Annotated in this window: 19 protein-coding genes and 1 pseudogene; 10 read left to right on the forward strand and 10 right to left on the reverse strand. The window is 40.4% G+C overall.

All coding sequences use genetic code 11. The annotated features are described in order from the left end of the window. Positions 1–2: 2 nt before the first annotated feature. Entirely contained in the window at positions 3–1,445 is a 1,443-nt protein-coding gene (locus KH286_RS05830; RefSeq protein WP_008602276.1) for an amino acid permease, read from the reverse strand. Positions 1,446–1,727: 282 nt separating this feature from the next. Between KH286_RS05830 and KH286_RS05835 the strand changes: the two genes are divergently transcribed. The 5 genes and pseudogenes from KH286_RS05835 to KH286_RS05855 all read left to right on the forward strand — a co-directional run bounded on the left by KH286_RS05835 (position 1,728) and on the right by KH286_RS05855 (position 5,583). Beyond that, positions 1,728–2,135, forward strand: a complete 408-nt coding sequence (locus KH286_RS05835) for a polyketide cyclase (protein WP_004694930.1) — start codon at positions 1,728–1,730, stop codon at positions 2,133–2,135. 66 nt (positions 2,136–2,201) lie between these two features. Next, positions 2,202–2,591, forward strand: coding sequence for a MarR family winged helix-turn-helix transcriptional regulator (locus KH286_RS05840; RefSeq protein ID WP_229039606.1), 390 nt, complete (start codon positions 2,202–2,204; stop codon positions 2,589–2,591). A 35-nt stretch (positions 2,592–2,626) separates the two neighbouring features. Continuing rightward, positions 2,627–3,139, forward strand: coding sequence for a pyridoxamine 5'-phosphate oxidase family protein (locus tag KH286_RS05845; protein WP_278617745.1), 513 nt, complete (start codon positions 2,627–2,629; stop codon positions 3,137–3,139). 238 nt (positions 3,140–3,377) lie between these two features. Continuing rightward, the gene (locus tag KH286_RS05850; RefSeq protein WP_004694936.1) at positions 3,378–4,139 is read left to right on the forward strand and encodes a hypothetical protein; all 762 of its coding nucleotides are present in this window, start codon (positions 3,378–3,380) and stop codon (positions 4,137–4,139) included. A 136-nt stretch (positions 4,140–4,275) separates the two neighbouring features. Beyond that, a pseudogene (locus KH286_RS05855) lies at positions 4,276–5,583 on the forward strand (hypothetical protein). A 237-nt stretch (positions 5,584–5,820) separates the two neighbouring features. Here KH286_RS05855 and KH286_RS05865 read toward each other — a convergent pair. Next, positions 5,821–7,188 (reverse strand): NCS2 family permease, encoded by a 1,368-nt coding sequence (locus KH286_RS05865; RefSeq protein WP_021148589.1) that lies wholly within the window; start codon positions 7,186–7,188, stop codon positions 5,821–5,823. 146 nt (positions 7,189–7,334) lie between these two features. On the opposite strand from KH286_RS05865, the gene KH286_RS05870 reads away from it, so the two are divergent. The 3 genes from KH286_RS05870 (at position 7,335) to aroD (ending at position 10,366) form a co-directional block, all read left to right on the forward strand. After that, complete coding sequence (locus tag KH286_RS05870; RefSeq protein ID WP_004694942.1) at positions 7,335–7,754, forward strand: RrF2 family transcriptional regulator; 420 nt, start codon at positions 7,335–7,337, stop codon at positions 7,752–7,754. Between the two features lie 261 nt (positions 7,755–8,015). Then, complete coding sequence (locus KH286_RS05875; RefSeq protein ID WP_038125678.1) at positions 8,016–9,260, forward strand: MFS transporter; 1,245 nt, start codon at positions 8,016–8,018, stop codon at positions 9,258–9,260. 311 nt (positions 9,261–9,571) lie between these two features. Next, positions 9,572–10,366 (forward strand): type I 3-dehydroquinate dehydratase, encoded by a 795-nt coding sequence (aroD, locus tag KH286_RS05880; protein ID WP_008714845.1) that lies wholly within the window; start codon positions 9,572–9,574, stop codon positions 10,364–10,366. 202 nt (positions 10,367–10,568) lie between these two features. Here aroD and KH286_RS05885 read toward each other — a convergent pair whose 3' ends face one another. The 6 genes from KH286_RS05885 to aroF all read right to left on the reverse strand — a co-directional run bounded on the left by KH286_RS05885 (position 10,569) and on the right by aroF (position 17,651). Next, on the reverse strand, positions 10,569–11,804 hold the full coding sequence (locus tag KH286_RS05885) for a shikimate kinase (protein ID WP_008714852.1): 1,236 nt from the start codon (positions 11,802–11,804) through the stop codon (positions 10,569–10,571). Positions 11,805–11,928: 124 nt separating this feature from the next. Continuing rightward, positions 11,929–13,068: a bifunctional chorismate mutase/prephenate dehydratase gene (locus KH286_RS05890; protein ID WP_004698197.1), complete on the reverse strand. Its 1,140-nt coding sequence runs from the start codon at positions 13,066–13,068 to the stop codon at positions 11,929–11,931. Beyond that, a complete protein-coding gene (gene aroC, locus KH286_RS05895; protein ID WP_278457282.1) occupies positions 13,055–14,149 on the reverse strand; it encodes a chorismate synthase in 1,095 nt (364 codons plus the stop codon). Before aroC ends, KH286_RS05890 begins: the two co-directional genes overlap by 14 nt. A 74-nt stretch (positions 14,150–14,223) precedes the next feature. Next, positions 14,224–15,492, reverse strand: coding sequence for a 3-phosphoshikimate 1-carboxyvinyltransferase (aroA, locus tag KH286_RS05900; protein ID WP_278457280.1), 1,269 nt, complete (start codon positions 15,490–15,492; stop codon positions 14,224–14,226). A gap of 18 nt (positions 15,493–15,510) precedes the next feature. Continuing rightward, positions 15,511–16,563, reverse strand: a complete 1,053-nt coding sequence (gene aroB / locus KH286_RS05905; RefSeq protein WP_123138123.1) for a 3-dehydroquinate synthase — start codon at positions 16,561–16,563, stop codon at positions 15,511–15,513. A 74-nt stretch (positions 16,564–16,637) separates the two neighbouring features. Next, positions 16,638–17,651 carry a 3-deoxy-7-phosphoheptulonate synthase gene (aroF, locus tag KH286_RS05910; protein WP_278457276.1) on the reverse strand — a complete coding sequence of 338 codons (1,014 nt, stop codon included), beginning with the start codon at positions 17,649–17,651 and terminating at the stop codon, positions 16,638–16,640. A gap of 473 nt (positions 17,652–18,124) precedes the next feature. On the opposite strand from aroF, the gene KH286_RS05915 reads away from it, so the two are divergent. Together KH286_RS05915 and KH286_RS05920 are read left to right on the forward strand one after the other, a co-directional pair. Then, entirely contained in the window at positions 18,125–18,541 is a 417-nt protein-coding gene (locus KH286_RS05915) for a GNAT family N-acetyltransferase (protein WP_278457274.1), read from the forward strand. A 101-nt stretch (positions 18,542–18,642) separates the two neighbouring features. Next, positions 18,643–19,101 (forward strand): DIP1984 family protein, encoded by a 459-nt coding sequence (locus KH286_RS05920; RefSeq protein ID WP_278457272.1) that lies wholly within the window; start codon positions 18,643–18,645, stop codon positions 19,099–19,101. A gap of 382 nt (positions 19,102–19,483) precedes the next feature. Here the strand turns inward: KH286_RS05920 and KH286_RS05925 are convergent, their stop codons facing one another. After that, positions 19,484–20,512, reverse strand: a complete 1,029-nt coding sequence (locus tag KH286_RS05925) for a ribonucleotide-diphosphate reductase subunit beta (protein WP_038123980.1) — start codon at positions 20,510–20,512, stop codon at positions 19,484–19,486. Between the two features lie 148 nt (positions 20,513–20,660). Further along, positions 20,661–22,943 carry a ribonucleoside-diphosphate reductase subunit alpha gene (locus KH286_RS05930; protein ID WP_278617747.1) on the reverse strand — a complete coding sequence of 761 codons (2,283 nt, stop codon included), beginning with the start codon at positions 22,941–22,943 and terminating at the stop codon, positions 20,661–20,663. Positions 22,944–22,957 lie beyond the last annotated feature (14 nt).

A 22,957-nucleotide genomic window follows, 5' to 3' on the forward strand; every position in this document is an offset into this window, starting at 1 on the left:
TGTTAGATTACGTAATCATCGGAATCGTCTTTTTTAGGTTTTTTGTAAAGTTCTTTTACGCCTGCCATTTCGATGAGTTCTTCCCCAAGGGCATCTTCATCGTCCGTGTTAAGCATGGAGTAGAAGGCCCAAAGAATAATAAACCAAATTGGTGTGAACAAGAGGGCAATTCGCGTATCTTCGTTTAAGGCTAGAATGGCTAAAACGAAAACGAAGAACGCGAGGATAACGTAATTCATTACTGGGTATAGAGGCATTTTAAATTTAGACTGTGCCACTACATCAGGATTTTTTTTGCGATATTTGAGATGGCAAATAACCATCATGGCCCAAATAAAGATAAAGCAGAACGTAGAGATTGATGTAATCATAACGAATACTGCTTCAGGCATTACGTAGTTGAGTACAACCGTAATCAATAATACGGCTGCCGAGAAAATCGTTGCTTGGTATGGCACACTGCTGTGAGTCAAGCGGCGCATCGAACTCGGAGCGTGACCGCGTTTTGCCAAGGCATAAATCATACGGCCTGTACTGAAGATACCAGAGTTTGTAGCGGATGCTGCAGAAGTAAGAACAACGAAGTTTACGATTCCTGCAGCGGCTGTAATACCAACGGCGGTAAATACGGCTACAAATGGACTCGCAGCAGGGTTAACGGCAGTCCAAGGGTAAATACTCATGATGATAGCTAAAGAGCCTACATAGAATAAAATAATACGCAATGGGATATTGTTTATGGCCATTGGAATAACCTTTTCAGGATCTTCTGTTTCGCCAGCCGTTAAACCTACGAGTTCTATGCCTGTGAAAGCAAATACAACCATTTGGAATGATAGGATAAAGCCCATCGTTCCATTCGGGAACCATCCTCCGTAATTCCACATATTGCTAAATGCGGCGACACCGGCATCTGTAGTGAAACCAGTAACAATCATGATGATACCGATGATGATAAGAGAGATGATAGCGATCACCTTAATCAAGGCAAACCAGAATTCCATTTCGCCAAAATATTTTACAGCTGTCAAGTTCATTAACAGCAAGGCGACTAGAACAAGTAAGGCTGGTATCCATTGGGGCAGCCACGGTATCCAGTACTGCATGTAGAGGCCTACGGCCGTTAAGTCTGCCATGGCTAGTGAAAGCCAGCAGAACCAGTATGTCCATCCCGTGATAAATGCTGCTCGATCCCCTAAGTAATCTTCTACAAAGTCGATAAAAGAGTGGTGGTTTAGGTTAGATAACAGTAATTCGCCTAGTGCTCTCATAATAAAGAAGCACATAACACCTGTTATTAGGTAGGCGAATATGATGGATGGACCAGCCAAGTGAATGGCGCGACCGGAGCCTAAGAATAGGCCTGTACCAATAGCACCGCCGATGGCGAGCAGCTGTACATGCCGGTTCTTAAGACCCCGTTTTAACTGATGCGTATCAGACATAATAAAGACCTCTTTTCTACAAACTATCTATAAACATAAAAAGCCATGGATAACCATAACTTTCATAATCTATAGAATCTTTAAAACTATTTTTTTATAATACAGTATCTATTCTAAAAAGTCAAATGTATTTTTACAGTAGACAAAAGATGATATGATTTTCTGATAGAGTATATCCTTATATTGATAAAAGCAAAGAATATTCTTTTTTTATGAAGTTTATTGACGAATAATATAAAATAATTTATAATAAGTACACTTATAATAAAAGGAGGATATAAAATGGAATTTAGTTTTAGTTTGAAAATAAAAGCAACAAAAGAAGCTGTGTGGGCGTACTATGCGAATATCGAAAAATGGTATGACTGGGAAGAGGATCTAAAAAATATTACATTAAACGGTAAATTTGAGACCGGTTCATGTGGTACAATGGAGCTTGAAGGTATACCACCTATGGAATATCAACTTACTCTTGTAAAACCTTTTGAAGAGTTTTGGGATAAGACTGAAACTCCATTTGGTGCTATTCTTTTCGGACATCAAATAATTGATAATCATGACGGAAGTGTAAATGTAAAACATACTGTAAGTTTAGAAAGTGAAGATAAGCAACATTTGGAATTTTTAAGTCAAGTTTTTTCGGATGTTCCTCAATCTATATTTATTCTAAAAAATTGTTTAGAAAGATAAGGTGATTGCTGTTTGTTTACATCAAAATATAAAGACAATTCAGAAAAATCAACAGGATTATTGTTCATGAGGGTGTACAATAAATGGCATTTTACTATAAAACAAGCGTTAAAAGAGTTGAACTTAACACATCCTCAATTTGTTGTTTTAGCGTCTCTTTCTTATCTATCACAACATGATAACGAAGTTACACAAGTTATGATTTCAAAACTTTCAGGGATAGATGTTATGACGGTATCTCAAATATTGAGCTTATTGGAAAAACGTGGTTTTGTAGAGCGAAAAGAGCACTCTAGAGATACACGTGCGAAAGCTGTTCTTTTAAATGAAGAGGGCGGTGCAATATTACAAAAGGCAGTCCCATTAGTTGAAGAGATTGATGAAATCTTTTTCGGAAAGCTGAATAGTGATGAGGCTCAATTTAAACATCTTCTTGGCAGATTACATGAAGAGTAAGGTGTATTAATTTTCCGATTCTTGTGGAGGCTATTATGAGACGTCAAGATCGTATGGTTACAAATATAGATGAAATTAAGGGCATTTTAAGTAGCACTCGCATCATTCACTTAGGTATGATGGATGGTGATTATCCTTACGTGGTACCTTTACATTTCGGTTATGAAATTGTAGATGATATACTCTACATCTATGTACATGGCTATCATGAGGGGAAGAAGTTTAATTTGATTAAAGTGAACCCCCATGTATTTATCGAAATTGACGGTAATGATGAGGCCCTCGTATCAGGTGGAGATATTCCTTGTAAATATAGCTCAGTTTATTCTAGTGTGATGGGCCGAGGAGAGGCTACCTACTTAGAGCGTGTTGATGAAAAGGATCATGGTTTACAAGTATTAATGAAGCATCAGACTAGTCGAGAATTTACCTTTACCGATGCTATGGTAAACTCTGTGGGCGTCGTTCAAATTAAAGTTGTAGACTATACCGCAAAGAGACGAAGACAGCTTGAACAAGATATTATTATGCCTCCATTAACTAAATAATAACAAAACATCCTATTGAACTCTATTGTAATATAGCGTTTAGTAGGATGTTTTATTATGTATAACTAGTTAGAATTAAAGCAGCTAATGGCTCATAACTATACTTTCACAATAGGAAAGATAAAAGTTTTATGAAGTAGCTAGGGCAACAGAATCGGCAGCATGTTTTTGATATAAATAAGAAAATATATCATTATATGTGTAAAGTATATATCAATTTTTTATAAAAGGAGAGATCATGAAGAAGCTTCTATTTAAGTCCGTTTTGTCTGCTATGGCTGTAGGATTATTGTGTGCAGGATATGTTTCAGCTGATGTTGTTAATGATTCAATATCTACCGATAATGTTGGTGTTTCCGCTGCCGTTACATTTGATATGCCTAGAGTTCATCCTGATTCAGCAATCAAAGCATTACCAAGAAAGACTTTATTAGAGTGGCCTATGAAAACGCAAGAAGGGGCTCGTAATTGGAAAGGAATAGTAGAAACTGCACAGCAACTGCCGTATGAGGTCAAGGCGCCTAGCTATATACCTTATGGTTATCAGCTCTATACAGCGCGTCAAGATCGAAATGATGTATTAGAGGTTGTATATTACAAAAAAGGTGTGACTATCTATCGGGATGGGAAAAAATATATAGATAGTATTATGGCCTATAGAATGGGATATTCCTTGGATACTGTAAGAGATACACCATATGTTCCATCTGAATACGGCGATCTTGAATGGTCTAAATCAGGTGATTCTAGTGAGGTTTATTATACCGGTAATCCTGAAACGCATATGGTTCGCAGCATTACGTGGGCGAAGGATAATATGGCTTATTCCCTATTCTTCTTAGAACAGGTGAAAGAGGCTGATGCGGAATTCTATAAGGACCATGTGGTACCGTTGAAAAGTATTGATAGCTCTCGTTATGAACTAGTTGGTAACTATCCGATGAAACCGATTAAACCTAAAACTATTGAAGAAATAAAACAGGAACATGTAGTCCTATGAAAGCAAAGACTGGCGTGTTTTATTAAGATTACGTAGCACTATTAAAAGTCAGTGATCTGAGTTAAAAATGTAATAGATAAGTGATTACCTCGGTAATATATACTTATGAAATATCTAAATTTAGAGAGAAGAAATTATGAGATTGAAAATAACAAAATCATTATTAGCCATGGGAATACTAGCTGCTGTGGTAAGTAGCTTTGGAGTACAACCAGTTAGTGCGTTATCCCCTTTAGTGGATGAAAATGGAAATACTGTTACCATCGATACAGTGGAAAAGAATAAAGAGCTAATGAATCGTTATCGGTGGTATGATCAAGTTGATAATGGTGATATAGTACAGCTTAATGTTGACGCAAGTACAAATTATTTTGGATATGATTTACAAATTCCATCTTATATGCCTGAAGACTATGCAGTACGCGATGTAAAGTCAAGGGATCATGACGTATTAGAAATCGTATATACGGAAACGGGCCATGATGGAGAATATGGTCCGAAATTAACTTTCTCTAATACAGATATTGTGTATCGTATGGGGTGGGCTATCGATACCGTAGTAAAGCCTATTTTGGAAAAGACAAAATACAATGCTGATGATGCCGTTAGCTTTACTACCCCTAATGGAATCTCTGTACATACTTTAGGCTCTAGCAACGATTCTGTTCAAATTGCTTATTGGGAAAAAGATAACAAAGTTAATATGCTTTACTTTGCTTCCTCAAGAAACCAAAACTATGTAAGCAAAATTGTAGATTCAGTAGGGTCGTTAAGTAATGTGGCTTCTGATGATACTAGATTACGTGGTGACCGAAATGATAAGCAAAATGTTAAAGGCAATAATGCGCAAAGTGTTAAACAAAATGGAGAACAAGATAGACCTCATTTTGAATCTATTGGACTGCCATTGCGCACACATACGAATTCTGAGTGGCCTATACTTACGAATAAATCCATCGGCTTACCAAGCGGTGTAATGGATGCATCTCGTAAGATGCCGTATGACGTATTTGTACCAAGTTACTTGCCTCTTGGCTATACATACTATGCTACACATTTTTATGATAATGATGTATTAGAAACTGTATAATGGAAGCAAGATAAAGAGTACAAAGAACATAGCGGCCGTTGGGTAAATCATGTTATGGCCTTCCGCATGAGTTACTCTAAGGATACTGTATGGCCTAAAGAATATGTTCCAACGGAATACCATGACGTACAGTGGATTGACTCTACGCCAACAGGTGATGTGCAGTATACAGGTAATTTAGATAAGAGCTTAGTTCGCAGTATTACGTGGAGCAAGGATAACATGGCATATTTCTTGTTCTTTCAAGTGCCTGTGAAAGCATCTGAAGCAGAGTTTTATAAAGAACATGTAGTACCATTAAAAAATATTGATTCAAGTCGTACAGACTTAATCGGTGTAAAAACGATTCGTTAATACTAAACCCTAATAAGACTCTATAGTACGATTCGGTAATGCCATACGACGTTAGCATTTAGTAAAAGAGTACATAATAAAAAGAACCTATTTCCTAGATATTAGAGTAATATCTTTGGAGATAGGTTCTTTTAGTGTATGTAATTTATATATATTTTGCTTTTAGGTATTAGTGATTTTATAGCTATCGAATATAAAGTAGCTTTCACTAATAGCATCATTATGGGTATATGTTAATTAGAAGAATACGTAACGGATGATAACGAGTACCGCCAATACGTACATAATCCAGTTAACTTCTTTTGCACGGCCCGCAATAATTTTGAGTAGAGGGTATGCAATAAGACCTGCAGAGATACCGTTAGCGATGCTATATGTGAACGGCATTAATACGATAACGAGGAATGCAGGGAAGCCTTCTGTCCAATCATCGAAGTCAATATTGCGAATGGCACCTAACATGAGGGCACCTACGATGATAAGAACAGGAGATGTGGCTGCATTTGGAACCAAGGATACCAATGGAGCCAAGAATAAGCAAATTAAGAAAAGTACGCCTGTTGTGACAGCTGTTAAACCTGTACGGCCACCAGCCCCTACACCTGCCGCACTTTCAACGAAAGCCGTAATTGTAGAAGTACCGAGCAATGCACCGGCACTAACACCGATAGCATCTACGGTCATGGCTTTACCAAGACCCGGGAATTTACCAGATTTAGGATCTGCAATTTTCGCCTCTGTAGCAGTACCAATCAAAGTACCCATCGAGTCGAACAATTCTACGAAGGTGAAGGAGAAGATAATCGTAATTAAGCCCATGTGAAGCGCACCAGGAATATCTAATTGCAGGAATGCTGCTTTGGAGAAATCAGGAATAGCCAATACGGTGAAGTTCTCAGGCATTGTGGAAAGGCCTGTCGCATAGGAGATGATTGTTGTTACTAAAACGCCAATCAAGAGGGAACCTTGAATTTTGCGAGCCATCAATAAAGCTGTAAAGATGAGGCTGAATAGTGCTAACAATGTTTCACCACTGTGCAAATTACCAAGCGTTAAGAGTGCCTCAGATGCTGGAGGGACTAAATTACCATGTGTCTGTACAACCTGACCTAAGGAGTTTGGAGACAAACTAATGGAGATGGCCATCAAGCCGGATAACTTCAAACCGATGATAGAAATGAAAAGACCAATACCAACGGTAATGGCAATTTTCATGGAGGCTGGGATACCTTCAACGATCATTTGTCGTATTGATGTCAATGTTAATACGAGGAAAACGAGACCTGAAATGAATACCGCACCTAATGCTGTTTGCCAAGATACGCCCATACCGAGAACTACGGTAAAGGAGTAAAATGCCAAGAGGCCAACCCCTGGAGCGAGAGCAATTGGGTAGTTTACGAATAAACCCATAGCAATCGTCACAAGACCTCCACCTAAGGCTGTGGCAATGAGGACCGCATCCTTATCCATGCCTGCAAGACTAAGAATGTTTGGCGCCAAGAATAGGATGTACGCCATCGTGATAAACGTAGTGATACCTGCTAAAATTTCTGTTTTAACGGTTGTGCCACGCTCACTGAGTTGAAATAATTTATCTAACATTAGATAAAATCCTCCCTATATGAAATTAAAATCATACCTAAATAAAGATATTTCGATATATGTATAGTGTATCATATTTCCCACCATTTTTTGTATGAATTTGTGATATACTATTAATATATTATGAATGATATAGAGGTTAACTTATGAAAATATCTACAAAGGGGCGTTATGCCTTACGGATATTGGCGGATATTGCAGAACACGGGGTAGAAAAAAATGTACCGATTCGTGAGATTGCAGAACGCCAAGGATTTTCCGATAAATATTTAGAGGGGATTGTATCTCGTCTATCCTCTGCGGGCCTTGTTAAAAGTGGACGTGGTAAATATGGAGGATATCGTTTGGTGAAATCTCCGGCTGAATACAATGTATATGAAATTTTATATGCCGCAGAGGACTCCATTGCTCTCGTGTCTTGTTTAGAAGATGATGTAGAACCGTGTCCTATGTTTAATGACTGCTTGACAGCTCCATTGTGGCAGTATTTACAAGATGAGTTCCGACATGTTATGGAACATGTTTCCTTGCAAGATGTAATGGATCATAAATTTCCTACGGAATAATTGATAGTCCGAAAACTTTAGTTTGAATGATCTTTGAGGATTACTACATTGTATACCTATATTTTAGGTATTTTTTATGGAAAGAGTCGCGTTTCGTATGCGGCTCTTCTTTATATATGAAATTAAAATGTAATAACATCTTATGAATAGTAACATAGATTGAAATCTAAGTAGAATCGTAATTTAAATGGAACTGTAATTAAAAGTGATTTATGTGTATATTAGTTTATCTAAACGATTTTATGCGGAAGGGAGGGTACCATGAGTACAAGTGTATATGATGCTCGAGGTGGCATGCGCAACGTGTGGATTATCACAACTAGTATGACGGTGCTAGCCATATGTTATACAATGATAATTCCTTTTTTGCCAATATATTTATTGGAACTCGGTGTTCCAAAGGATGATGTGGCACTTTGGTCTGGTCTCGTCTTTGGTATTACATTCCTAATCGCTGGCATTATGGCGCCGATTTGGGGCAAAATTGCAGATAATAAAGGGAAAAAGCGGATGGCTTTGCGCGCTGGTTTTGCCATTGCTGTCAGTTATGTTCTCATCGGCATGGTAACGGATCAGTATCAATTGTTAATGGGGCGTGCTTTAGTTGGGTTCGCTAATGGTTTCTATCCTGCAGCGATGACCATGGTTTCCCTCAGTGTGGATGAGAAACAGGTGGGCCGTGCCCTCGGCATATTCCAAACAGGTCTAATTTTAGGTAATGTCGTCGGTCCATTTTTGGGCGGTGCCGTTGAAAGTGTTGTAGGTATGCGCCCTGTATTTTATATATCTGGTATAGCCGTATTCATTGCTACTTTAGCGGTATTGTTTCTTGTAAAAGAACCAAAACTAGAAGTTGAAAATACAACTTCTAAGGAGCAGTCCAAACAGCCGGTAAAAGCTACATCCTTGCGAGAAGATTTTAAGTCGGTTCAAGAACAACCTGTATTAGTAAGACTTTTATGGATTTACTTCTTTATGCAATGTGTCATCATGATGCTACAGCCTATTTTGGCGCTTTATGTAGGTGATATGCAAGGCACTATGGAAGGGGCAGCCATCATTTCAGGTACAATCCTCAGTATCGGTGGTTTAGCCGGTTCCTTAACGACCAATATATGGGTGCGCCTCGGTGAGCGTCGTGGGTACTTTAGAACCATTTCCTACTGTATGCTTGGTAGTGGTGTTGTTCTCTTACTTCAAAGCTTACCAGTAGGTATTTGGTGGTTTGGTGTACTACAAGTATTAATTGGTTCTTGTATTGTGGGCATCAACCCATCTTTGAGTGCAGCCGTAACTCTTAATACAGAACCAGGCTTTAGAGGTCGCATGTTTGGTATGACGACGACGGCCCAACAATTCGGTTCTATGGTAGGGCCTGTGTTCGCAAGTATTGTATCTACCTACATTGGGATATCCTATGTATTTAGTATTACAGGTTTGTTATTACTCTATATGGGATTCCAATCACGGAAACTATCCGTACAACATGATAAATATAGTGTGTGAATTAGAGTCTAACAAGCTCCTTACTAATATATATTGGTAAGGAGCTTTTACTTTTTTAGGCTATTTTTATAATACGAGGCTTTCAGATACAGACCGTTTATTGGTAAGAGGTCTTAATCTAGGGTATAAGAAAAAGTGATGTTAATCGTTAATCTAAGAATACTGTTTTAGTGCATAATAGTAGGCTTTCATACGTTTTTAGTGAATAGCAATCCAATATGGGCCGATTGATTGCTTTTACAAAAATATTGGTATATAGTTAGTTTAAGGTAAGTCACTAGTCTCACCGTGTGGGACAGAAAGGAGTTATTATGGTCCGTATCGGTCATACTGTACTCGGAGAAAAGGGTACAAAAATATGCGTGCCTATTGTGGGCACAACAATGAAAGAGATTCTGGATGCCACCGCAGTAGCATGTAATACACCGTGTCACATAGTAGAGCTACGCATTGACTATTTCGAGCGGGCCCACTCCATTGATGCTATTATTGAACTATTAATGCTCATCAAGCCACAACTGAAAGGTCGTGGATTGCTCTTTACATGGCGCACAAAAGGTGAAGGTGGGGAAAGAACGATTTCTACACAAGATTACTTTACAATGCTAGAACGTTTGATTCCTACAGGATTGGTGGATGCTATCGATATTGAGCTGTTTTTTGATCAAGATAGAATGCTTAAAACGATAGAGTTTGCTAAGATTCATGGAATCACTATTATCATGAGCAACCATGATTTCCACTGTACACCGAGTCGTGAAGTCATTGTAAATCGACTTATTCAAATGAAAGAGTTCTTGGCCGATGTGCCAAAGATTGCCGTTATGCCTCACACAACTGGTGATGTATTAACGCTACTTGAAGCAACGGCTGAAGTGAAAGCTTTATATCCTTCGGATCCAATTATTACGATGGCAATGGGAGAACTAGGTGCTGTTACACGCACTGCAGGAGCTCTATTTGGAAATGCCATGACCTTTGCCTCTGCTGGTAAAGCATCGGCACCAGGGCAAATCGATGTACATGCTTTAAAACGAATTCTAGATACCATCGATGTAGATGGCGTATTCGATGAACAACAGCATAAACGGGTAAAAGTGCATTAAAAAAGTCGGCGAGAGCCGACTTTTTTATATGTTTTGTATTTCTTGTAGTATATTCATTTTTGAAGGGCGGATATAAAAAATATATATGTTATTATTAATGACTTTATATAGAAATACAGATGTAAATGCTCTTACTTCTAAAGATGTAGAAGCCCTTACTTATATAGAGGAAACAATCTTATAAATACAGTTATATAAACTCTTACAATAAGTTTGATTCAAAGTCTTCGAGAATAGCCGCCACCGTTTCTGGTGCATTGCGATTATGTTCCACGATGCATTGTGCAAAGCTTTCATACATTGGAGTGCGAGTTTCTTCGAGTTCACGTAAACGTCCTATGCCGCCACTAGATAGAACACGACCTGAAGTAGATAGTTTTTCTACAGGTTGTGTTAATTGGTAAATACGGCCATTTTGGCGCAGGTGTGCATAGTTTTTAGGTACTGTTACGCAGCCGCCACCAGTGGAGATGACAAGGCCTGTTTGAGTGCCTAATTTTGCAATCATTTCTGCCTCTTTTTCACGGAACGTAGCCTCCCCTTGTTCTGTAATATAGGTAGAAACATTGCCAATTTCTTTTTCTAGCTCGTGATCCACATCAAGCCAAGTACGGCCCATCTCTTTACCGATTGCTCTGCCCACTGTTGTTTTCCCAACACCAGGCATACCGATGAGGATGATATTTTCCTTTTCACGGCGCATATCTCGCAAGATTTGTTCTATCTCTTTGGTACCAAAGCTTTCACCTTGAAAATGATTAGCCGCCTCAACACCTTGTGCCACGAGGAAAGGTAGACCATCACAGTACGGAATATCCATCATTTCTGCTTGTAAAAGCAAAACTGTACGGCGCGGATTGTAGATGAGATCTACAACGCCCTCTAATTTAGAAAATTGCATAATATCTATGAGGTTAGCTGGATTATGCGGATACATACCGATAGGCGTGCAGTTAATAATAATCTGTGCTGTTTCATAGTAATTAGGCGCATCAGTATAGAGCGGAGCCGTTTTACGGGATAGATGCGTGATGCTCTTAGCACCTAGGTCTTCAAGAGCTACGTGAACCGTAGCAGAGGAGGCACCATCGCCAAGGATAATACATTCTTTACCGGATACATTTATACCAGCGTGTTCTAGAGTAAATACGAAACCATCGTAATCTGTATTGTAACCATGCCATTTGCCGTCTTTACGAACCATCGTGTTTACACAGCCAATGCGTTCTGCGCGAGGGTCTACTACATCGCAAGCTTCAAGGGCGTTAACCTTGTAAGGGAAGGTAATATTAATACCTTGTAATTCTTGGTCTGCAAAGAACTCTTGCAGTTGGCTCGGTTCTCGTTCAAATAATTCATAATTAGTATTTCCCAAAGCATTGTGGATGCGTGGGGAAAAGCTATGGCCCAACGTACGGCCAAGTAAACCAAATTTCATAGGACCTCCTAGGTCAATATACACAAAATGGCTAATAGGCTGTCACCTATTAGCCATTGGAGTTTTAAAACTATATCCATTGTACTATATATGCCATTAATAAGCACTACCATAAAGGAAAATATCAATTTTCAGGATAATTGCCGAGCAAGCGGAATTTATCTTGCGATGCGTGGAGCTCTGCTAATACGGAAAGTACTTTTGGATCTGCCAAGGATGCTTCTAAATCGAGGTAGAACAAGAATTCAAAGTTATGTCCTACGATCGGACGGGACTCAAGTTTTGTAAGGTTCACACCGATATTAGCAAACTTGGTGAGCAATGTACCAAGCCCGCCTGGAGCATGACTTGCAGTCGTTACTACTGAGATTTTATTGGCTCCTGGGTATACGTGGAAATCCTTACTAATGCAGATAAAGCGCGTATAGTTGTTATCGCTATTTTGGATATTTCTCAACAATGGAGACAAATTATATAGGTCTGCACATTGAGGTGCTGCGATAGCCGCTACTCCAGGGTCATCACTAGCTGCTACGAGCTGTGCAGCTCGAGCCGTATTGTCATAGGAGCGTAATTCTACGCCTTCTAACTTATCTAGGAAGTGACTACATTGGCCCAACGCTTGAGGGTGGGAAATTATGGTATGAATATCTTCTAGTTTTGTGCCTTTTTTCACGAGCAAGTCGTGAGATATCCAGAGGCGCGTGCCGCGAACGATATAACATTTGCGCTCTTCTAAGAGGTCATATACTTCTTTTACGGAACCATTGGAGCTGTTTTCGATAGGCAATACACCGAATTGACATTCACCTGACTCGACGGCATCGAATACGGAACGGAAACCTGTTACATAATGGATTTGGCTAAGAGGTAATAATTTATCACACGCCATTTGAGCATTGCTACCAAATACGCCGGCGCAAGCTACACTGCCCCGTTGAGGTGGTAAAGTAGGGGATTGCTCAATGGCTTTTTTCATTTTTAAAGTAAATTCATTGTCTTGGAATAGTTGTTCGGATTGGTAGGTACGACTTAAGCTAAATAATGCCTCAAAAAAACGGCGTGCATATAGATCGAGGTCTGGACCTGCATCTTTTGTTACCTTGTCGAGGATGTCGCGCTCTCGTTTGGCATCGTAAATGGCCTTATTCATTTCCTTTTTTGCAGCCGCTACGTCCTTAGAGAGTTCCATACGTTCTTTGAAGAGGGCGAGCATTTGGTCGTTTATATCGTTAATCTTAACGCGTACTTCATCTAAGTTCATGGTCAATATCTCCTAAGAAATCAAGAATGACGAGGGCCGTGACGGCTTCGATAACAGGTACTGCACGAAGTGCTACACATGGGTCGTGACGACCTTTGATGGTGAGTAATATGTCCTCTTTTTGTGAAAGCGACACAGAATGTTGTTCCTTATAAATGGACGGAGTAGGCTTAATGCCCACTTGCATAATGAGGGGTAAGCCGTTGGTGATACCGCCTTGAATGCCACCGCTATTATTGGTAGTTGTTGTGATTGTATCGCCGTCCATGGTGAAAGCATCGTTCACCTCGGAGCCAAGGCGAGAACACATGTCGAAGCCACCTCCAAAGGACACACCTTTGATGGCAGGTACGCCAAAGATAACACGAGCTAATCGGTTCTCGATGCCGTCAAAGTTTGGATTGCCAAGACCGATTGGTAATCCCGTAGCCACAACCTCAACGATACCGCCTGTGGAGTCACCGTCCTTTTTGAGTTTCATGACTAAGTTTTCTACTTCAGAACGTTTGTCTGCATCGACCATAGCGATAGGTTCTGTAGCGATTTCAGAAAGTGCTTTCATATCTGGATGAACCATATCGATAGGGGCATCTTGGATTGTACCAACTTGTTTTAAATGACCGTGAATTTCGATACCTTTTTCACGTAGTAGTTGAAGGGCGATGCCACCAGCCACGCAAAGAGGTGCTGTTAGACGCGCTGAGAAGTGGCCGCCACCTCGCATATCTACCTTGTCACCGTAGCGCATGCGAGCCGTAAAGTCTGCGTGCGATGGACGAGGTATGTCGCGCAAATTATTGTAATCGCTAGAGTGCTGAGAGGTATTGCGAATCATAAATGCCAATGGAGATCCACTGAGCATGCCATCTACCATACCTGCTAAGAATTCAGGTATATCGGCTTCTTTACGTTGCGTCTGTAATTGGTTTTGACCTGGCGCACGGCGCTTTAAGAAGGCTTGTAGCTCGTCGATGTCGATGGTATGTCCACAAGGGAGGCCTTCCACGATACCACCGATGGCGTACCCATGAGACGCGCCAAATGTAGCTACTTGTATAGTTTTACCGAAATTAGATGCCATTATGTTTACTCCTACTTATAGTATGTATGACTAGTATTGTTATCTATTGAAACGCATTAGCTATGATTAGGCAGCTATACTGGTTGTGCATTGCCACCTAGCATGTTCCAGTCCTCAAAGAAGTCTGGATAGGATTTTGTGATAGCTTCGCTATCTTTTAATGTCACAGGATTTTCACTGATGAGGGCCATCAATGTGCCTGCCATAACAAGGCGATGGTCGTTAACACAATCACCTTGTCCTCCTTTTAGTATACCACTACCGATGATATAGAGGTCATCACCATCTTCGCGAACCGTACCGCCTAAGTCTCTAACGAGATTAGCAACGGCTTCGAGGCGATCGGATTCTTTCAAGCGTAGGCGCGCACCCTTAACAAAGGAGCTTTCACCATGGATAGAGCAAGCGAGGGCTGCCATAACTGGCAACATATCTGGCATTTGCTCGAGGTCAGCATAGATTGGTTTTTCTGCACGGCCTGTAACGGTTACGTTCATGCCATCCCATACTACATCACAACCGGCATCAATCATAACCTGCATGATGCGGCGGTCAGCTTGCACAGAATTCTTGTTCATACCTGTAATAGTAATAGGTTTGCCTGTCATGCCCGCTGCGACCATCCAAATAGCCGTATTGGACCAATCGCCTTCGATTTGGTAATTACTTTGACCTTTAAAAGTAGCATTAGCCGCTACTGTAAAGGATTCTTGGACGGTGTCAGCAGCAGGTGTATGGTCGACTGTTACGCCGAAGTCTGCCATCGTTGTAGTTGTTAATGTTACATAGTCGCTAGATTGAAGCGGCGTAGTAGATGTGATTGTAGCGCCTCCACATTGTGGCGCAGCTAATAATAATCCAGAGAAAAACTGGCTACTCACATCGCCAACCATACCGAACTCACCGCCTTGTAGACGACCTGTCATAGTGAATGGTGGTTTATCTTGGGAGAATGTTACGCCGTGAGCTTTCATTTCACCGAGCATGGGCTCTAAAGGACGATCTGGTAAACGCCCTTTCGCATCCACATCTACCTCATTACAAATGGACGCTGCCACTGGTAATAAGAGGCGCAATGTAGTACCGGATTCATGGGGAACTATATTGCCCTTTGTTGGCACAGGACCAGGTGTAACAGTGACAACTTTGTTTTCATACACAACGTGTGCGCCTAAGCCTCGCAAGGAGTCAATAGTTGCATTGATGTCTTTAGAGGTGCGGCTCAGTAGTATGGTAGATGGCGAGTTTGCGAGAGTTGCGCAAATCAGCGCACGGTGCGCATGAGCTTTTGCAGGAATGGACGCGATAGTCCCTGTAGGGATGGCGTTCGTTACGGAATGCATATAAATCTCCTTTATATCTCAGTCTAAATAGGTTGCAAGTTCCTCGTGTGTTACCACTTTGAGCTCGCTGTGACCATAGCTAGTAGGTACTACGATTTTAATGGTTGCTCCTTCGCTTTTTTTGTCGTGCTTAGCGGCAGCTAGAATTTCTTCTTTGCTTATCGTTGTTGCGGTTGGCAAATCGTGTGCTTTGATGAGGGCCTTTAATTTCTTTAAAGCTTCCGCATCTAATTCTCCATGTTTGACGGCACCTTGTGCCATGAGCACCATACCAATAGCAACGGCATAACCGTGATGTACCTTGAAATGACTCGCTTTTTCGATGCCGTGACCAAAGGTATGACCGAGGTTTAAGAGGGCACGAACGCCAGACTCGCGTTCGTCTTGTTCCACGATATCCGCTTTTGCTTGAACGCAACGAGCGATGACAGTACTAACACTATCGCGATGTTTAATTAATGGTTTATGTTCTAGTTGGGTTAATAAACCAGGTACGTCGAGGAAGCCGTATTTGATAATTTCGCCGCACCCATTAATCCATTCCATATCAGGTAATGTATTGAGTGTAGCTGGATCGCAGAGGACGAGGATAGGTTGTTTGAAAGCGCCCCATAGGTTTTTCCCGGCTTCGAGGTTAACTGCTGTTTTACCACCTACAGAGGAGTCTACTGCGGCTAATAGGGATGTAGGAACCTGAACATAGTCGATACCACGTAAATAGGTCGCTGCAGCAAATCCTGCCATATCGCCTACAACACCGCCACCAAGGGCGATGAGCAAGTCTTTGCGAGTCAATGATTGGGCCGCCATGTATTCTACTAAATCGATGAGTTGATGTGCATTTTTGGAGCTTTCACCAGCAGGGAAAACATAATCACAAACAGCATAACCCGCATGTTCCATATTAGCTTTCACAGAGTCCAAATAGTGAGGCGCCACGTTGCTATCGCTGACGATGATAACACGGCAATTTGGTTTTAATGGTTTAATATAATCGGTGATGCGTTGTAAAGCGCCTTCCTCGATGACAACATCATACGGTGTAGATGCATTAATATGGATGCGAGTCATAACGGTTCCTTTCTTAAAAGAATAAGCTAGTATCTATTATAACGGATACTAGCTTATTTGTGTGATATGTAAGATTATTTAGTGCATTCTACCAATGCTTGGCGTAACGCATTAATTTCTTTCATAAGGCTAGTGAATTGGTCTGGACGCAATGCTTGCGGACCGTCGCACAATGCTTTGGCTGGATCGTTGTGAACTTCAATCATAAGGCCGTCTGCACCGCCGCCTACGGATGCAAGTGAAAGCGGACGAACCATGCGGCTCATACCTGCTGCGTGGCTAGGGTCCATGATAATTGGCAAGTGAGATAATTCATGCATCATAGGAATTGCTGTTACATCTAAGGTATTGCGAGTCTTAGTTTCGAATGTGCGGATACCGCGCTCGCATAATACAATTTGTTCATTGCCTTCGGACATGATGTACTCAGCAGCCATCAACCATTCTTCGTATGTGGCAGATAAACCACGTTTTAAAAGAACTGGTTTATTTAATTTGCCCACTTCTTTTAAAAGCGTGAAGTTTTGCATGTTACGAGCACCGATTTGAAGCATATCTACATTATCAAAGTATTGTAATTGGGAGATATCCATAACCTCAGAAACGATAGGAAGACCTGTTTCTTTTTTAGCAAGCTCTAATAACTCTAAGCCTTCTGGGCCCATGCCTTGGAAGGAGTATGGGGATGTACGAGGTTTGAAAGCGCCGCCACGAAGGATTGTAGCACCAGCTTCTTTACATGCTTTAGCAGTGGCTAATACTTGTTCAGGTGTTTCCACAGAGCAAGGGCCAGCCATTACTGCGAAGTGGCCACCACCGATAAGTGCACCACCTACGTTGATTACAGAGTCATCTGGATGGAATTTGCGGTTTGCTTTTTTGTATGGCTCTTGAATGCGAGTTACTTTATCTACGAAATCTAGAGACTCGATTTGACGGGCATCAAGAGATGCAGTATCACCGATAAGTCCTAGAATATTGTATCGCGTTCCTTCTACTGGATGGATAACGAATCCTTGAGCCTCTAATTCACCGCGTAAACGGGATACTTCTTCCGCTGCTGCGTTTTGTTTCAATGTAATAATCATGATAATTCCTCCTTGTAACTACAGTGAATAGTAGGGCTGACCATACGGATAGCAAACAAAAAGGGCTACCCGTAATCTAATACGGGTAGCCCTTTTACTATTCTAAGCAACTAATGTTGAATAATCCTTAATTAGCGCATCACAAATAGTTCCTTACCCGTACGTTGGATAAAGAACCAATAAAAGTATTGCTTTGCTGTGAGGCTAATTTGGTTAGTCATCTTTGGTTGCTCCTTTCTAAAATATTGGGTATAGTATAAACCCAAATGATAAAATTATGCAATACCTAAAAATGAATTTCATGGAAGTTTTAAAATATTTTTGATGCGGGAATTAATAGGAACTGAGAAGTTTTGTGGAATTAAGCGTATTTTTGATATAATAAAAATAAGAAGCTTTTATTGCTTATAGGATATTTTGTAATACGCCTAAATCGATTCTTATAAATATGCTTATAATAAGAAAGGGCACCTATGATTATTCAAATCTTAGATTATATAACAGAGGAAATAAAACAAATTCGTGTCGATGTATTTATGAAAGAACAAGGGTTTGAAGACGAATTTGATGAAATCGATGAGACTGCAAAGTTTGTGCTCTTATCCATTGATGGTAAAGCGGCTGGTACGTGTCGGTATTTTCCCAGTGACGTAGTTGGAGATGCACATATTGGGCGCATGGCGGTACGTAAGTTGTATCGTGGACAACATTTAGGTACTAAGATCATGATGGCCGCCGAAAATGTTATTCGTCGTGACGGCTTTAAAACGTGCTCTTTGTCAGCGCAAGTACAGGCCAAACCATTCTATGAATCCCTTGGATATCGTGCTGAAGGGGACGAATACCTTGATGAAGGCTGTCCGCATGTGATGATGCGGAAAGTATTATAAGCCGTTCAATAGTGTTGTATAATAAGAATTGATGGATATATTATTATTGTACATAGTATTTTATAAGTAAATTGATATATCTTTTTGAGAGGTGAGCGTTTATGAAACTAGCAGAAGCATTACAAGAACGATCTGATTTAAATTATAAAATAAGCGATTTAGAGCTTCGCTTAACTCAAAATAGTTTAGTGCAAGAAGGGGAAGTACCGAATGAGAACCCTGAAGAACTTTTGAAAACATTAGAACAATGTGTAAATAGACTTCAAAAATTAATTGCAGATATTAATTTAACAAATTGCAAAACTATTATAGAAGGTCGATCTATTACTGAAATCATTGCCGAAAAAGATTGCGCTGCTTTGCGTCTAACTGCTTATCGAACATTGGCATCTAGCGCAGGTAGTATCAATTTCCGTGCGAGAGGGTCTGAGATTAAGCTAATGCCGACTGTGAATGTGGCAGACATCCAAAAAGAAGTTGATCATATCGCAAAACAAGTCCGTTTATTAGACAATCTATTGCAGTCTGCTAACTGGACAACTGAATTGATTGAAAGCTAATAATAGTTGGTAGTTTGAAACAGGGTGGACACAAAAACTTTTGCTTTTACCAAGCTTATTATGAATACATTCATGGGGCGAATGAAAATCTACGGTGTAGGCCTATTTGCGCACAAATGTATTGATACAATTTACAATGTATAACCATGTGTCAACTGTAAAAACGAGGGTGGCGTTTGGGGACTATATTTCTAGCAACATATACACTGATATGATAGTATTTTGTTTTTTTAGAGATAAATAGGAGAGAGCTGTTTAAACTTGCAGCAATTCCTCATAACTAAGGTTTAAATAATCATGAAAAAAGAGCTGATAGCGTTATAGCTATTAGCTCTTTTCTATTGGCCCGTACGTCCTTAGATATTGTATTTTATAACGTCTATTATTCTAAATCGTCAAAGTCAAATGCCGCTGCTTTTGTATAGTTTGTAACTTTAGCTTCGAAAAAGTCAGTTTTTGTGCTATTCAAGTTGGAGAAGCTTTCAATCCATTCCATTGGATTTTCCTTAATTTCAGGATACAAATGAGGCAAGCCGATTGCTTCTAAGCGGATATTTGCAAGGTATTTGATGTAGCGTTCGATAAGAACGTTGTTAAGACCGAGAATTTTATCGTCAGTGATGTATTGGCCCCAAGCGATTTCGTTCTCTGCACCTTGGCGAATCATGTCCGTAATTTTCGCTTCTAGTTCAGGTGTGAACAAGTCAGGACGTTCACGACGTAACTCGCGAATGATGTTTTGGAATAATACGAGGTGAGTTACTTCATCGCGGTTGATGTATTTGAAGATTGTGGATGTAGCTGTCATCTTACCTTGGCGTGCTAATGTGTAGAAGAAGCTGAAGCCAGAGTAGAAGTAGATGCCTTCTAAGATATAGTTAGCGATGATTGTATGAATAAGGTTTGCTTCGCTAGGATCATCGCTGAAACGTTGGTACGCATCGGCGATGAAGCGGTTACGTTCAAGCAATGTTTTGTCTGTACGCCATTCGTCATAGATTTTGTCACGTGTAATCGGATTTGTTACAGTGTCCAAAATGTAGGAATAACTTTGAGCGTGAATTTCTTCTTGGAATGCTTGGATATTCAATAAGGATGCCACTTCAGATGCTGTAATATAACGGCTCAAATTAGGCAAGTTTTCAGATTGAATGGAATCAAGGAAGTTCAAGAACGCAATGATTTTATCGAAGGCACGACGCTCGTAATCTGTTAAGTATGGGAATTGTTTAACATCTTCGTTCAAGGAAATCTCTTCTGGAATCCAGAAGTTGTTGAGCATTGTACGGTACATTTGATTTGCCCAGTCGTACTTGATACGGTTCCATTCGCGAAGGTTTGTGGTATTACCGCCAATCATGGATTGAGTGCCACGTTCGCCATGTTCGTTAAAGATCAGTTTTTTATCCATAGTAGGACTCCTTTATACAACGATGCGACCTATACGGCTATAGGTCGTCATCAGATTTATAGTGCTGGTGAAAGTATCCTTCTCGAAATCGGTACTCTCTATTTATAGTGAATAGGTTTTGCAAAATATAGCAATTATATTTTCAATATTAGGAGGAGCAGCTAGTGCATTCGTCCATTTCAAGGGATTGATTACGGATATAGTAGATTGTTTTAATCCCTTGTTTGTAGGCTTCTACGTAAAGGTCAAGAATTTCTTTCGCTTTCATTTGAGGCGTAATGTACAAGTTGAAAGATTGTGCTTGGTCAATATGACGTTGACGTACGCCACAAGCTTTGATGGACCATTGTTGGTCGATTGTATGCGCCTCTTTGTAGAGCCAGAATGTTTTGTCGTTCAAATCTGGTGCAGTTTTTGGTGTGAAAGAACCTTTCTTTTCTTCGATGAAGAATTTTTTGAAGATAGGGTCGATACCAGCTGTTGTATTTGCAATGTTAGATGTAGAACCTGTAGGAGCTACGGCCATTAAGTAACCATTGCGGATACCGTATTTTGCAACGTCTGCAGCCAGTTGTTTCCAACGATCAGATGTGTAGCCACGACGAGTGAAATATTCACCAGTTTCCCATTCGGAACCTTTGAACGCAGGGTACGCACCTTTTTCTTTAGCAAGCTCCATAGAAGCTTTAATCGCATAGAATGCGATATTTTCAAATAATTTGTCCGCTACTTCGATGTGCTCATCGGATTCCCATTGGATATCATGATTTACGAGGTAGTGGTGGTAACCAGATGTACCAAGACCGATAGCACGGTATTTATCAGAAGTCATGCGAGACTCTGGTACTGGTGCTTGGTTGATGGAAATAACATTGTCTAACATGCGAATTTGAAGGGCAATGTTTTCTTCCAACTCTTCGTCTGTAATGCGACCGAGGCTGATGGAGTTTAAGTTACATGTAACCATATCACCTGCGTTTGTTTTTGTAGTAATTGTACCGTCTTCGTTGATGATTTCTTCAGCAAGATTAGTGAAGCCAACGTTTTGTGCGATTTCATGACACAAGTTGGATGCGTAAATCATACCTGCATGTTTGTTAGGATTGGCAGCATTTACAGTATCGCGGAAGAAGATAAATGGTGTACCAGTTTCAACAGCGGAGCGCATGATTTTTTTCATCATATCTAATGCTGGTACTTCGATGCCGTGTAAGTTAGGATCTTGTTCACATTCGAGGTAACGTTTTGTGAATTCCTTATTGTCATCAGTATCGTAGTAGTCCTCTAAGGAATAGCCCTTTACAGCCAAGATTTCATGAGGATCGAAGAGGGTGAAGTTTTCACGAGCTAACATACGTTCCATGAAGATGTTTGGAACGGAGATAGCAGGGAAGATATCGTGCGCTTTACGGCGGTCATCACCATTATTTGTACGAAGCTCTACGAATTCGTAGAAGTCTTTATGCCAAATATCAAGTGTTACTGTAGCGCCGCCCTTACGTTTACCCAATTGGTCTACTGCAACTGCAGTATCATTGTACAAGCGGATCCAAGGAATAACGCCACCAGAGGAGTTTTTGAAGCCGCGAATATCGGAGTTCAATGCACGAACTTTACCAAGGTAGATACCAAGAGCACCACCGTGTTTAGATACGCGAGAGAACTTGCTATTTACATCGTAGATAGACCATAAGTTGTCATCTACACCAGAGATAAAGCAAGAGGACAGTTGATGGAATGGTGTGCCCGCATTTGCCAACGTAGGGGTAGCTGTCGTCATTTTTAGTTGGCTCATCAAATCGTAGAATTTCTTAGCATATTTTACTTTGTTTTTCCCTTCTACAAGAGCTAAGTGCATTGCGATAGCCATGAAACGTTCTTGCGGTAATTCAAAGATTTCTTTGTTGAAGCCTTTTACCAAGTAACGGTCAGCCAATAATTTGAGACCTTCATAGTTGAAGAGATAGTCGCGCTTAGGTTTGATATAATCGCCTAATTCTTGCAATTCGTCAGCTGTGTACTCTGTAACGAAGAAGTCTGCGTATTTTTTTTCTTCTACAAGCATGTTGACTAGATTTGGGAAGTTTCCGTAGCCAAATGCTTTGTAACGACGAGTAATAGCGGCTTCTTTATAGAGATCGAACAAGAATAGGCGGGCTGCTACGAACTGCCAATCTTGGTTCATTTTATTAACTTGGTTGCCAAAGCCGTCGTCTTTTTTAGATATAACTTTTTCGATGGCTGTTTGGACTAAAGTTTTTTGAATTTCTTTAGTGGTCATGCCATCAACGAATTGCAACTTCGCATCCATTTCTAATTCTAGTGGATCACAAGAATCTAACCCCAAACATGCGAAGGCTATCATTCGTTTCGTTTTTTCAACGGACAACGGCTCGAAATGGCCATCCCGTTTCTTGATCATAATCTCCATTACTGTTCCCCTTG

This window comes from Veillonella parvula (assembly GCF_018378075.1).
GTDB lineage: Bacteria > Bacillota > Negativicutes > Veillonellales > Veillonellaceae > Veillonella > Veillonella parvula_K.